Genomic DNA, 13474 nt, shown 5'->3' on the forward strand with positions numbered 1-13474 from the left:
GGATGCGCGGATGCCTCGGACGGTCGCCGAACAGACGCGCGGTCGGTCCCGGACCGCCGGTGCGGGCGGCTGCGTCGGGAGTCCGGTGTCGGTGGCGTACGGCATGATGCGGGGCGTGACCCGACGCCTGATGCTCCTCGACACCGCCTCGCTGTACTTCCGCGCCTACTTCGGGGTGCCGGAATCCGTGAAGGCCCCGGACGGCACCCCGGTGAACGCCGTGCGCGGGCTGCTCGAATTCATCGACCGGCTGGTCAAGGACCACCGGCCGACGGACCTGGTCGCGTGCATGGACGCGGACTGGCGGCCGCAGTGGCGGGTCGACCTGATCCCCTCCTACAAGGCGCACCGCGTGGCCGAGGTGCGCGAGGCCGGGCCGGACGAGGAGGAGGTGCCGGACACCCTGTCGCCGCAGGTGCCGGTGATCGAGGCGGTGCTGGACGCGCTCGGCATCGCGCGCGTGGGCGTCGCCGGGTACGAGGCGGACGACGTGATCGGCACCTTCACGGCCCTGGCGAAGGACCCGGTGGACATCGTCACCGGCGACCGCGACCTGTACCAGCTGGTCGACGACGGGCGCGGGGTGCGGGTGCTGTATCCGCTGAAGGGCGTGGGCACGCTGCAGCTGACCGACGAGGCGTGGCTGCGCGAGAAGTACGGGGTGGTCGGGCGCGGGTACGCGGACCTGGCCCTGCTGCGCGGCGACCCGAGCGACGGGCTGCCGGGGGTGCCGGGCATCGGCGAGAAGACGGCGGCGAAGCTGCTCGACCAGTTCGGCGACCTGGCCGGGATCATGGCGGCGGTCGACGACCCGGCGGCGAAGCTCACCCCGTCGCAGCGCAAGCGGCTGGACGAGGCGCGGCCCTATGTCGCGGTCGCCCCCAAGGTGGTCCTGGTGGCGGCGGACGTACCCTTGCCGGACGTCGACACGGCTCTGCCGCGCGAACCGCGGGATCCGGCGGCGCTGGAGGCGCTCGCGGCCCGCTGGGGACTCGGCGGATCGCTGCAACGGCTGGTCACGACACTGGGGACGTGAAGCACGACACCGAGGTCGTGAAGTGGACGCCACCGCGAGCGGGGCGTACGCCGGAGGGTGGGGTGACACTTCGGTGGTGAGGACTCTGAGGCGCGATTCACATCGTGAAGTCCTCGAACACGCCACAGGCGTGGGGTGTTAACAAGGGGGAGATGATAACTTAGGTAAGCCTTAGCTAGGTATTTGGGAGGCCGTCATGGCAGAGCGTCCGGTACGCAGGACCCCGAAGCCCCACTCCGCGCGAGTCGTCCGCACCGAGCGGCTCACCCCGCACATGCAGCGCGTCGTACTCGGTGGCGACGGCCTCGCCGAGTTCTCTCCGCGCGGCAGCACCGATCATTACGTGAAACTCCTGTTCGGCCCCGAGGGTGTCACCTACCCGGAGCCCTTCGACATGGAGCGGATCCGCGCGGAGTTCCCCCGGGAGCAGTGGCCCGTGACCCGGACGTACACCGTGCGCGTCTGGGACGCCGAACTGCGCGAGCTGACCATCGACTTCGTGCTCCACGGCGACGAGGGCATCGCCGGCCCGTGGGCCACCCGGGTCCAGCCGGGCGAGCTGATCCGCTTCCTCGGCCCCGGTGGCGCGTACGCGCCCGATCCGGAGGCCGACTGGCATCTCCTCGTCGGCGACGAGAGCGCCCTGCCGGCGATCGGCGCGTCCCTGGAGGCCCTCCCCGACGGTGCCCGGGTCCACGCGATCGTCGAGGTCGCCGGGCCCGAGGAGGAGCAGAAGATCAACTCCGATGTGGAGGTCGTCTGGCTGCACCGCGGCGACCGTCCCGTCGGCGCCGCCCTGGTCGAGGCGGTACGCGCCCTGCGTTTCCCCGAGGGCCGTCTGCACGCCTTCGTCCACGGCGAGGCGAGCTTCGTCAAGGAACTGCGCCGCCTCCTCCGCGTCGAACTCGCCGTCCCCCGCGAGGACCTGTCCATCTCCGGCTACTGGCGCCTCGGCCACGACGAGGACGGCTGGCAGGCCTCGAAGAAGGACTGGAACGCCCGCGTCGAGGCGGAACAGGAAGACACGTCCACGACGGCGTGAACCCGCCGGCCTCCACACGACGGACTCGCGACGGGCTCGCGACGGGCTCGCGACGGGCTCGCGACGGGCTCGCGACGGGCCGAACCCCCAAGGCGCGAGCCCGAAAGGCTGAACCCGACGGCGCGCGCGTGACGGGCCGAACCTTACGGCGCGAGCCCGGCGGCACGGGCCCGTCGGCACACGCCCGACAGCACTAGCCGGGCGGGGCGAGCCCGGCGAGGTGAGCCCGCCGGCGTGAGGCGCGCGGCGTCGGCCCGACAAACAGAACCGACCGCACGAGCCACCCGGCGCGAACCCGACAAGCCGAACTCGCCGACGCGAGCCCGACGGCGCGAGCCCGACGGCGCGAGCCGCAGAGGCAGCCCCGCCGGAGTGCAAACCGCGGCAGGGCACCCGCACCCTCCCCCTCAGCCGGTCGTCAGCCCGCGGTCAGCCTGTCCACCAACCGGGCCAGCGCCTCCGCGAGGGTCTCCACGTCCGGTTCCGCCGCCGCGCCGCCCGGTTCCGCCATGTACACATCCCGGCGGATCTCGATCATCACCGCGGTCACCCTCGGGTCGTGCCCGTAGTACCTCAGCGGGACGTACGTGCCCGCGAACGGGCTGTCGATACCGGTGCCGCCGAACCCGGCGAACGCCTCCTCGGCCGCCGCCCGCAGCGCGGGCGGGGTGTGGAAGGGGTCGGTGCCCAGACAGATCGGCGGCCGGGGACCGTCGCCGTGCAGCTCGTAGGGCAGGGGCTCGCTCGGATACGAGTGGACGTCGACGACCACGACCCGCCCCGCGGCCGCCAGCCGGTCTGCCACCGCGTCGGTCATGGCGGTGGCATAGGGGTGGAAGCAGCCGTCGACGAGCGCCTGCCCGCCGTCCCGCGGCCGGCCGTCCTCCCCGGCGGGGCGCAGCACCTCCCGGTGCGTGGTCCTCGTGTAGACCGCCCCCATGCCCACCGCGAGCATCTCCTCCCGCTCGTCCGGGAACCGCTCGGGGTCGACGACGAGCCGGGACAGCCGGTTCACGAACGTCCAGGGGCGCACACCCGACCGCACGGCGGCCAGGTCGGCGGCCCGCCCGGCGATCCGGTCCGTGTACGCGTCGGTGATGTGGTCCAACTCCCGCTCCAGCGCGGCGTCGTCGAGCACGATCCCGTCCCGTACGGCCGCCGGGATCACCCGGGAGCTGTGCGGCACGTGCAGCAGCACGGGTGAGCCGGGCGCGCCCGGGAGAAGCCGGTAGGAGGCCGACACATCGTCCATCCGGCGATCCTCGCACGCCCTCGCGATTCACCCGTCTCCCTCTCTTGTCCCAACTGCCCACCGCTGCCATGGTCGTGAGGATTTGGGCTCGCACCGGACACGGTCACGTGACACGCGCGACACAGGTCTCCCCTAATTTCTGTCGCCCGACAGGAATTCGCGCCGCTCGTGCGCGAACGCTCGCGCCGCTTGTGCGAAAGCAGGTTGCCGTCATGACGAGCACCGCCCCCGACATACGCCCGGAGCCTCCCCACTCCCCCGACGACCGCTCGCTGACCGAGTTCGGCTACCGCCAGGAGCTGCACCGCAGTCTGAGCAGATACGCCTCGTTCGCCGCAGGTTTCTCCTTCATCTCGGTCCTCACGACCGTCTTCCAGTTCTTCGCCTTCGGGTACGCGTTCGGCGGCCCGGTCTTCTTCTGGACCTGGCCGGCGGTGCTGCTCGGCCAGTTGCTGGTGGCCGCGTGCTTCGCGGAGCTGGCGGCGCGCTACCCGATATCGGGCGCGATCTACCAGTGGTCCTCACGTCTGTCGAACCGGACCTTCGGCTGGTTCGCCGGCTGGATCATGGTGATCGGCCAGATCGTGGTGGTCGCGGCGGCGGCGCTCGCGCTGCAGATGGTGATGCCGGCGATCTGGCCGGGCTTCCAGCTGGTGGGCGGGGACCCGACCCCCACCTCCGCGACGGGCGCCGCCAACGCGGCCGTCCTGGGGGTGATCCTGCTGTTCCTCACCACGGTCGTGAACATCCTGGACAACCGTGTGCTGTCCATCGTCAACCGGGTGGGGGTGACCGCCGAGATCATCGGCGCGGTCCTGATCATCGTGCTCCTGCTCACCCACTCCGAGCGCACGCCCGGCATCACCTTCCACACGGCCGAGGGCAGCACCGATCTGCTGGGCGCCCTGCTGGTGGGCTCGTTCATGGCGGCGTACGTGATGATCGGCTTCGACAGCGCGGGCGAGATGAGCGAGGAGACGCACCACCCCCGCCGCACCGCGCCCCGCACGATCCTCACGGCGCTCGGCGCGGCCGGTCTCCTCGGCGGTCTGCTGGTCCTCGCCGGGCTGCTGGCCGCGCCCAGCCTCACCGACGGACGGCTGGGCGTGGACGGCCTGAGCTACGTCCTCACCAGCAGTCTCGGCGACGGGGTGGGCCGGTTCCTGCTCGCCGACGTGGTGGTGGCGATCACCGTGGCCACGCTCGCGATCCAGACGTCGGCCTGCCGCATGCTCTTCTCGATGGCCCGCGACGGCCAGCTCCCCTTCGCCGGGCGCCTGGCCAAGGTCAACACCCGTACCGGGATGCCCACCGGGCCCGCCCTGGTCGTCGGTGTCCTCGCCGCCGCCCTGCTGCTCCTCAACTTCGCCTCACCCGAGGCGTTCCTGGCCATCGGCACCACCTGCATCGTGATGCTGTACCTGGCGTACGCGATGGTCACCGGCCCGCTCCTGGTCCGACGTCTCAAGGGCACGCTCCCCACCGGCGGCACCGACGAGACCGGCAGACCCCTCTTCTCCCTGGGCCGTCTGGGCATCCCCGTCAACGCCCTCGCTCTTGTCTACGGCCTCTTCATGACGGTCAACCTGGCCTGGCCGCGTGCCGATGTGTACGACCCGGCGGGCGGACACTGGTACTTCCAGTGGTTCACCGTGCTGTTCCTGGTGGCCACGGTGGTGCTCGGGGTGGTGTACCGGCTCATACGCGCAGGACGCGTGCGCTCCACCGCGTGACGCCCCCGGGCCCACCCGGATTCGGCTCGATTCCCGCTGTGACAAGCCTTGTTGCCATGGATGGGACCGAGCACGGACGGCGCATCGGACGGAGCGTGAAACCGCGCATCCGCCTGGCGGATGGCGGCTCCATGCGCCGGGACAGCTCCATGCGCCGGGGTCGGCGCCCTTTCCGCGGACCGAAAGCCATCGCATGGTCCGAAGTATGAGCTTTTCAGGGCTACTTGACGGTGCGAAGGGATGCCGCTCCGGGCCCATGGAGGTGGTGCCCGTGTGCGCGCCCGGCCGGCCGGGCGATCCGGTGGGTCACCGGGCACACGGGACCGCCTGCCGGCCGGGGCGTACTCCGCCCTACTGCGCGACGGCGCCTTCCGCAAGGTCCGAATCGCCTCGAACAGTTGACTAAACCCGCAGGCGCATCGGAAGGTGGAGGCGATCCACGGCCGTGCCGTCGCCACCTCGGCCGACGGCCTCCGGCACACGGTCGTCGAGGCCCGCCCGACCCGACAGGTCGGCGGGCCCCCTCCCTGCACGAGTCGGCCACGCCGCGATGGCGGCGGACGGAGCACAGCGCGCGTTCACGGACTTGGTCAACTCCGCCATCCGGAGGGCAACGTGGAATTCTCTGCTCCCACCCGGTCGCCCGAGGGATTCCCCCTGTCTGAAACTCGCCGCTCATGCCAGGCCTTGAACACCCGACAGGAGACCAGCACGATGAGCACATCCTCGCTCCGAATGCTCTACTCATGGCCGGGGAACCCGAGCGTCGACCTGCTGAATCGCGAGGGCGACGTGTGGACGTACGACATGGGGCTGCTGCCCGTCGCGGCCGATCCGGACGAGTGGGCGGCCATCGGGCTCGCCGACTGCACCGCGTGGTGCTATCCCGGCGCGGCGGAGGACGAGCTGTTTCTCGCCTACCACCTCTACGCGTGGATGTTCGCCCTCGACCTGCTGTTCCCCCGGACGTTCAAGGCCCAGCGCGACCTCGCGGGAGCGCGGGCCCTGGTCGACCGGCTCCCGCTGTTCATGCCGGTGGACGGCGTCTCCCATGCGATACCGAAGCACCCCATCGAGCGGTCCCTCGCCGATTTATGGACACGGATGACGCCGACCCGGTCGAGGGACTGGAAACGCAATATGCGAAACGCCGTCCTGGAATATGCCGACGGGCAGTGCTGGGAGCTGGAATGCATGTGCGGCGGGCGCGTCCCTGATCCCGCCGAGTACCTGGTCCGCCGCCGCGGGTCGTTCGGCGGCTATGTCGGACTCTCCCTCGCCGAGCACGTGGCCGCCGCGGAAATACCGGCTCGCGTCCGTCTGTCCCGTCCGTTCCGTGCGCTGATGGACGCCTGGACGGATCTGCAGACCCTCTACAACGACGTCCGCTCCTACCGCCGGGAGGTCGAGCACGAGGACGAGACCTGCAACTTCGTCCTCGTGTTCGCGAGGTTCCTGGACACCTCCGTCGACGAGGCCGCGATCCTGGTCACCCGGCTGCGCGCGGCCCGGCAGAAGGAGTACGAGGACCTGGAGAACGTTCAGCTCCCGGCCCTGTGCGAGCGGCTGCAACTGAACGGCAGCGATCGTGAGCAGCTGTCGGCGGTCCTGGACGTGATGCGCTGCCATCTCGCCGCCGTGGACGTGTGGACGACGATCGCGGAGCGGTACCGGGCGACCGCTCCCGGGGATGTGCCGGCCCCCAGGGCGTGATCGCCGCCGGGCGCCCACCGGCCCGTACGCTTGATCGTGATGAGACGCCGCACCCCGCCCCCGCCCTCTCCCCTGCCGCAGCGCGACGGGGTGGATCCGGTGCGGGTGCGGTTGCCGGCCGGGGACGCGTGGGCGACCGTGCGTGATCATCTCGTGGCCCGGCTCTCGGCCGGTCCCGGAGTCATCGACGCCATGCTCGACGAGGGACTGATCGTGGACGTCGACGGGCGTCCGGTGGCGCGGGACAGGGAGTACGTGCCGGGGATGTACGTGTGGTTCCACCGGGAACCGCCGGTCGAGGAGCCCGTGCCGTTCCCGGTGGAGATCGTGTACCGGGACGAGCACCTGGTGGTGGCCGACAAGCCGCATTTCCTGGCCACCACCCCGCGCGGCGGCCATGTCGTCGAGACGGCCCTGGCACGGCTGCGCCGCCGGCTGGGGCTCCCGGAGCTGGGCGCGGCCCACCGGCTGGACCGGCTGACGGCCGGGCTGCTGCTGTTCGTCGTACGACCGGAGGAGCGCGGCGCGTACCAGTCGCTGTTCCGGGACCGGCGGGTGGCGAAGGAGTACGAGGCGGTGGCCCCGTACGACCCGGCGCTGGAACTGCCCCGCACCGTGCGCAGCCGGATCGTCAAGGAGCGCGGGGTGCAGGCGGCGTACGAGGTGGAGGGCGAGCCCAACGCCGTCAGCCGGGTGGAGCTGCTGGAACACCGGGGCGGACGTGCCCGGTACCGGCTGACGCCGCGTACCGGGCAGACGCACCAACTGCGGGTGCACATGAGCGCTCTGGGGGTGCCGATCCTCGGCGACCCCCTCTATCCGGTGGTGACCGCCCCCGTGGCGCCCGGGGATTTCCGGCGCCCGCTCCAACTGCTGGCGCGGGCGCTGGAGTTCACCGATCCGGTCACGGGACGCGAGCACCGCTTCGTCAGCCCTCGGGTGCTGCGGGCCTGGTCGTCGTACGACGAGTGGGCGGGGCGGGCGGGCTGACCCCGGCGGCCGGTCGGGCCGGTCGGCTCATTCGCCGCGCCACCAGCGCCGGAGACGGCCGAACACGCCCGGCCGGCGGGCCGGTTCGGGCACGGACGACGCGGCGGGCGGCGGCGTGGACGACGGGGTGGAGGACGCGGCGGGCGCCGGAGCGGGCCCGTCGGCCGGCGCGGCGGGGGCCGGTACCGTGCGCTGTGCCCGCTCGGGGCTGACCTCCCAGTCGTTCGGGCGCTGCCGCCGCACCGGGTTGACGGCGGGCCGTTCCATGATGTCCTGCTGGGACTTCGGCGCGAACTTCACCGGCAGTTCCACCAGGTGCCGGTTGCCGATGGACGACCGCCAGCGCAGCTCGTGCTCCTCGCAGGCGAGCTGGATGTCCGGCACGCGTGTCAGCAGCGCGTCGACACCGACGTCGGCGATGGCACGGCCGATGTCCTGGCCCGGGCACTCGTGCGGGCCGCCGCCGAAGGCGAGGTGCGAGCGGTTGCCCTGCATGTTGGCCTTGAGGTCGGGGCGGACGCGGGGGTCGAGGTTGCCCGGTGCCATGCCGAGGAGGAGTCCGTCGCCCTTGCGGATGCGCTGGCCGCCCAGCTCGGTGTCCTGCTTGGCGAAGTAGGCGAAGACGGTGCTGAACGGCGGCTCGTCCCACAGGGACTGCTCGACCGCCTCGGGGACGGTCATCTGGCCGCCCTTCAGCTGGGCGCGGAAGCCCGGTTCGGTGAGCACCATGCGCAGTACGTTGGCGAGGAGGTTCGCCGTGGTCTCGTAGGCGGCGAGGAGCACCACGCGCAGGTGCTCCCTGACCTCGTCCTCGGTGAGCCCGGCCGGGTGGGTGACGAGGTGGCTGGTGAAGTCCTCCTCGGGCTGGGCCCGGCGGCGGACGGCGAGCCGGCTGAGGACCTCCATGAGATAGGCGTGACTGGCGAGCGCGGTCTCACTGCCCTTCAGGCAGTCGCGGGTGGCGTGCACCAGCCGGTCGCCGTACTCCTCGGGCATGCCGAGGATCTCGCACAGGACCGCCATCGGCAGATGCTCGGCGAACTGGCCGACCAGGTCGGCCCTGCCGTCCGCGCAGAACTGGTTGACGAGATGCTGGGTCGCGCGGTTGATGTGGCGGCGGATGCCCCGGTGGTCGATGGTCGACATGGCACCGGTGACCGCGCCGCGCAGCCGCAGATGCTCGTCGCCCTCGCTGTGGGCGCAGATGGGCTGCCAGGCGAAGTACGGCATCAGAGGGTGGTCGGGCTTGACCTTGCCCTCCAGCATGGGGGTCCACAACCGGCTGTCCTTGCAGAACTGCGACGGTGTACTCACCATGTGCATGTTCTCGCCGTGCCCGAGCACCACCCAGATCGGTACGTCGTCATGGAGGAGGGCGGGGGCCACCGAGCCGTGTTCCGCGCGGAGTTTCTCGTAGACGGCTCCCAGGTCCGCCGCCTCGGGGCCGTACAGGCGGCGGAGTCCGCCGGGACCCGTGCCGTGGGCGGGGCAGACGGGGGGCGGGGCGGGGGTCGGGTCGTCCGTGCCCGTCAGGGCGGGTGATTCAGGCGTCACGGTGATCGCTCCGAATTGAGGTGGATCAGGTGTCTGAAAGGGTGTGAGGGGGCGGGCGTCAGGCCGAGGCCGCCCCCGATGCCGCCGCTCCCGACATCGCCAGGGAGTGCAGGAAGGTCATGAGGGTCATCAGGACGTCCCGGCTGGACGACCGGCGGCGTGCGTCGCAGCGGAGGATCGGGATCTCGGCGGCGAGGTCGAGCGCCTGCCGCAGTTCCTCGATGGCGTAACGGGGCGCGTCCGGGAAGTCGTTGACGGCGACGACGAAGGGGACCCCGCGCTCCTCCAGGCGCCCCATGACGTCAAAGCTGACCTCCAGCCGCCGCGTGTCGACGAGCACGACCGCGCCGAGGGCACCCTCGAAGAGGCCGTTCCACAGGAACCAGAACCGCTCCTGCCCGGGGGTGCCGAACAGATAGAGCACCAGCTCGTCCGTGATGCTGATCCGGCCGAAGTCCATGGCCACGGTGGTGGCGGTCTTGGACTTGGAGCCGAAGTTGTCGTCGACCCCGATGCCGGCCTGCGTCATGGTCTCCTCGGTCGTCAGCGGCCTGATCTCGCTGACGGACCCCACCATGGTCGTCTTGCCGACGCCGAAACCGCCCACGATGACGATCTTCGCCGCGGCCTGCGCGGTGTGCGGCAGGTGGTCCTCGGTCCGTGGACCCGTGATGGTGTCAGAGCTTTTGAAGTCCATGCATCACCGCTTCGAGGAGGGAACGGTCTGCCCGCGCCTGCCGGACGACCGGTGCGCGCGCCTGAACCAGTTCGGCCGTCAGCAGCTCGGTGAGCAGGACGGTCACCACGCTGATCGGCAGGTTGAGATAGGCCGAGATCTCGGCCACGGACAGGGGTGCCTGGCAGATCCGGAGCAGCGCCGACTGTTCCGGAGCGGCGGACGGCGGTGGTTCGGCGCGCGCCACGATTAACGTGACGAGGTCGATCGGGGCGCGCTCTCCGTCCTCACCCGTGATGATGTAGAGCCGCTCAGGGGCGCGCGTGTTCGTTTCCCCGGTGGGGCCGTCGCCCTCGGCCGGCGGGAGCGGGGGAGGCGGCGGGGGCGACGGCTCGCGCTTGGGGTGACGCCGCCGGCGTTGCGGAGGCGTCATACGGTCTGCCCGTTCCGCCGCGGCGGACTGGTGAGGTGGGAGCCGATCCGGTCGACGAGGTCGCGCATGCGGTTGCTCATCAGGCCGGGTTCCGCGACCCCGTTGGAGAGCACCGCGAGATAGGCGTTCGAACCGGCGGCCATCAGATAGAAGTTGCCGCCGTTGATCTCGATGATGACCATCCGCATACGGCCGTCGCTGTGCGGGATCTCGTCGGCCACCGCGCCCGCCAGGCTCTGCAGTCCCGCGCAGGCCGCGGCGACGCGGTCGGCGGCGTCCGGGTCACCGCCGTAGCGGGCGATCCGCAGGCCGTCGGCGGAGAGCACCACGATCTGCTGGATGCCGGGTACGCCGTCGGCCAGATCCTTCAGCAGCCAGTCGAAGTTGGCTCGTGGCTGGGTCACTTGAGGTCCCCCTCGTCGTCGGCCTCGGTGCGGGCCGGCTCGGTGTTCGCGGTGCGTGCGGTGCGCGGCGGGTCGTCCGGGTGGTCCCGGAAGGCGTTCGGGTCGGGGTCGGCCTTGAGCCCGGCCATGAACGCCTCCACCCACATGCCCGGCGGGGGCAGCTCCTTCTCGGGCTCGGGCTCCGGCTGCCACACGGGGGCTGCGGCCATGGCTGCCTCGGCCGCGGCCTCCGCTGCGGCGGCCTCGGCGTAGCGCTGGCTGAGCGGGATCTTGTTGCGGCTGCGGCGCTGCGGCAGCCCGTTGGCCGTCCACTCGGTGACGACGGGGACGTCGTCCTCCATGTCCTCCCGGCTCATCTCCTCCGCGGAGCTCGGGATCCGCGGTCCGGTGGTCGGGCGTCGGCGCTTGGGCTTGCGGTTGGGTCCCTCGACACCGCCGTTGTTGATGATCGTCCCGGCGCTGGCACCGATGCCGTGGGCGAAGCCCGGCGCGGGCTCGTCGGTGAGCATGTCGCGCGGTACGACGACGACGGCGCGGACGCCGCCGTAGGCGGAGGGCCGCAGCGAGATGTGCATCTTGTACATGGTCGACAGACGGCCCACGACGGCGAGGCCGAGGCGCGGGGTGTCGCCGATCTCCTGGATGTCCACGCCCTGCTGCGCCTTGGCGAGCATGTCCTCGATCTTGGCGCGGTTCTCCTCGCTGAGGCTGATGCCGCCGTCCTCGATCTCGATGGCGATACCGGTCTGCACCTCCACGGCGGTGACGTGCACCTTGGTGTGGGGCGGCGAGTAGCGGGTGGCGTTGTCGAGGAGTTCGGCGCAGGCGTGGATGACCGGTTCGACGGAGACGCCGTTGACGTTGACCTTGGCGATCGACTCGAGCTCGATGCGGCGGTACTCCAGGATGCGGGACATGGCACCGCGCAGCACGCTGTACAGCGGGACGGGCCGGGACCAGACACGGCCGGGAGGGCTGCCGCCGATGACGGCGATGGAGTCGGCGAGGCGGCCGATCAGGGCGGTGCCGTGGTCGATGCGCAGCAGGTCGTCGAAGACCTCGGGGTTGCGCCCGTGGTCCTCCTCCATCTCGCGGAGTTCGTTGTTCTGCTGGTGGACGATCGCCTGGACACGGCGGGCGATGTTGACGAACGAACGCTGCGAGGAGTCGCGCATCGCCTCCTCACGGTCGACGACCGTGAGCACGCTGCGCAACAAGTCCCGCTGGGACTCGGGAAGTTCACGCCACTCCGCGTCGCCGTCGACGACGTGGCGAATCACCTCTCCGGGGGATTCTCCGCCGCGCAGCCGGTACAGCGCGGCGGGCAGGATCTCCTTGCCCAGCCGCATGAATTCCTGGTCGTGGTCGGCGATCCGCTGTTCGAGGAAGGCGGTCTGCCGTCGCTGTTCGGCACGCAGTTCGCGGACCGAACGGCGGCCGCCGCGGACCGCGACGACGGCGACCGCGATCAGCAGGAGCGTCGCGACGGCTCCGCACAAGCCGACGGCGAGCCGGGCCGACCCCGTCACCAGGGAGACGGTGGTCCCGGTCGCCGCGGCCATCAGTATCGCCGGTAGCGGCAGCACGCGCGCGTAGGGAAGTTCACGGCCACCGGGAGGCGATTGAACACTCACCATGTATGCCCTCTAAAGACGGTTCGGCTGAAGGTCGGGGGACTTGCGGGGAGTTGCTGGAGGTTGCTCTGGTTCATCCGCGAATCAAACTGGATCTTCGGTATTTTTTGGAACAAGCGCCCGAATACATCTCAACTCGGTGCGCTGCGGGCGAGCTTAGTCCGACCGGATCATCGCTGTGTCATATTCAGCAACCGACTGAAATCACCCTCGCGACAGGAGTACGCTCTGGTCATTTACACGCTGGGGCGCCATTCGCACACACTCCGTCATCACGAACGGGCGCGCGAAGAGAGCCTCTTGACAGGGTGAACCGACGGCGGAGACGACGGAGGGACGGCTTGCCCGAAGAGGGCCCTCAGACGCCCACGATGCGCAGCGCGGCGTCCGCCGTCGCCTCGGCGAACGCCGAGACGGGACGGTCGGGGTCGGAGCGGTGGACGAGGATGACACCCTCGATCAGCCCGAACACGAGATCCGTCCGCAGCGCCAGCTCCCGCTTCGCGAGCACCCCGCCCGCCTCGGTCGCCGCGATCAACTGCCGGTAGGCGTCCTTCAGTTCGGCACGCACGGCGTGGAAGCCGGCGAAGCGTTCGGCGCGGACCTCCGGCAGCAGATAGAGGCCACCGAGGTTGTACGGGCCGCCGCACAGGAGCGCGACATCGGCGCGGCACAGCTCCCGCAGCCGCTCCTCGGCACCGGCGCCCTCGCGGGCGAGAAGCTCACGGGCGTACGTCAGCGACGGGGTGACCGTGGACTCCAGCAGCTCGGCGAGCAGTTCCTCCTTGCCGGAGACGTAGTGGTACATGGTGGCCTGCCGCATACCGGCGCGCTCGGCGACGGCCCGGGTAGTGGTGGCCGCGTAGCCCCGCGTCGTGAACAACTCGGCCGCGGCGGCGAGCAGTTCGTCACGGGACGACAGTCCGCTCTCCGGCCGCCCCGCGGCCCGGGGCCTGCCGACCCGCCGCCCGCCGGCACCACCCGCGCTTCCCATGCACCCGATCCTC

The 13474-nt window shown here is 71.0% G+C and carries 12 protein-coding genes; 5 read left to right on the plus strand and 7 right to left on the minus strand.

Annotated features, from left to right (window positions below):
* Positions 1 to 106 precede the first annotated feature (106 nt).
* Positions 107 to 1036, plus strand: coding sequence for a 5'-3' exonuclease (locus tag J8M51_RS12970; RefSeq protein WP_236067956.1), 930 nt, complete (start codon positions 107 to 109; stop codon positions 1034 to 1036).
* 196 nt (positions 1037 to 1232) lie between these two features.
* Positions 1233 to 2078, plus strand: a complete 846-nt coding sequence (locus tag J8M51_RS12975) for a siderophore-interacting protein (protein ID WP_086754670.1) — start codon at positions 1233 to 1235, stop codon at positions 2076 to 2078.
* A 418-nt stretch (positions 2079 to 2496) separates the two neighbouring features.
* Here the strand turns inward: J8M51_RS12975 and J8M51_RS12980 are convergent, their stop codons facing one another.
* Positions 2497 to 3330 (minus strand): N-formylglutamate amidohydrolase, encoded by an 834-nt coding sequence (locus tag J8M51_RS12980; protein WP_086754669.1) that lies wholly within the window; start codon positions 3328 to 3330, stop codon positions 2497 to 2499.
* 212 nt (positions 3331 to 3542) lie between these two features.
* Here J8M51_RS12980 and J8M51_RS12985 point away from each other — a divergent pair, with 212 nt between their 5' ends.
* From J8M51_RS12985 to J8M51_RS12995, 3 genes are all read left to right on the plus strand, one after another.
* Entirely contained in the window at positions 3543 to 5063 is a 1521-nt protein-coding gene (locus J8M51_RS12985; protein WP_267299173.1) for an amino acid permease, read from the plus strand.
* Between the two features lie 714 nt (positions 5064 to 5777).
* Positions 5778 to 6776 carry a terpene synthase family protein gene (locus J8M51_RS12990; protein ID WP_086759588.1) on the plus strand — a complete coding sequence of 333 codons (999 nt, stop codon included), beginning with the start codon at positions 5778 to 5780 and terminating at the stop codon, positions 6774 to 6776.
* A 39-nt stretch (positions 6777 to 6815) separates the two neighbouring features.
* The gene (locus J8M51_RS12995; RefSeq protein ID WP_267299174.1) at positions 6816 to 7766 is read left to right on the plus strand and encodes a pseudouridine synthase; all 951 of its coding nucleotides are present in this window, start codon (positions 6816 to 6818) and stop codon (positions 7764 to 7766) included.
* Between the two features lie 27 nt (positions 7767 to 7793).
* Here J8M51_RS12995 and J8M51_RS13000 read toward each other — a convergent pair whose 3' ends face one another.
* From J8M51_RS13000 to J8M51_RS13025, 6 genes are all read right to left on the minus strand, one after another.
* Complete coding sequence (locus J8M51_RS13000) at positions 7794 to 9320, minus strand: cytochrome P450 (protein ID WP_267299175.1); 1527 nt, start codon at positions 9318 to 9320, stop codon at positions 7794 to 7796.
* A 58-nt stretch (positions 9321 to 9378) separates the two neighbouring features.
* Entirely contained in the window at positions 9379 to 10017 is a 639-nt protein-coding gene (locus J8M51_RS13005; protein ID WP_216591332.1) for a GTP-binding protein, read from the minus strand.
* Positions 9998 to 10429: a DUF742 domain-containing protein gene (locus J8M51_RS13010; protein ID WP_086764723.1), complete on the minus strand. Its 432-nt coding sequence runs from the start codon at positions 10427 to 10429 to the stop codon at positions 9998 to 10000. Before J8M51_RS13010 ends, J8M51_RS13005 begins: the two co-directional genes overlap by 20 nt.
* The gene (locus tag J8M51_RS13015) at positions 10426 to 10833 is read right to left on the minus strand and encodes a roadblock/LC7 domain-containing protein (RefSeq protein WP_086764726.1); all 408 of its coding nucleotides are present in this window, start codon (positions 10831 to 10833) and stop codon (positions 10426 to 10428) included. Before J8M51_RS13015 ends, J8M51_RS13010 begins: the two co-directional genes overlap by 4 nt.
* Positions 10830 to 12470, minus strand: coding sequence for a sensor histidine kinase (locus J8M51_RS13020; protein WP_086764729.1), 1641 nt, complete (start codon positions 12468 to 12470; stop codon positions 10830 to 10832). The genes J8M51_RS13015 and J8M51_RS13020 overlap by 4 nt, the downstream gene beginning before the upstream one ends.
* A 355-nt stretch (positions 12471 to 12825) precedes the next feature.
* Positions 12826 to 13461 (minus strand): TetR/AcrR family transcriptional regulator, encoded by a 636-nt coding sequence (locus tag J8M51_RS13025; protein ID WP_086764731.1) that lies wholly within the window; start codon positions 13459 to 13461, stop codon positions 12826 to 12828.
* Between the last annotated feature and the right edge of the window lie 13 nt (positions 13462 to 13474).

Origin of the sequence: Streptomyces griseiscabiei (genome assembly GCF_020010925.1) — a bacterium.
Taxonomy (GTDB): Bacteria; Actinomycetota; Actinomycetes; order Streptomycetales; family Streptomycetaceae; genus Streptomyces; species Streptomyces griseiscabiei.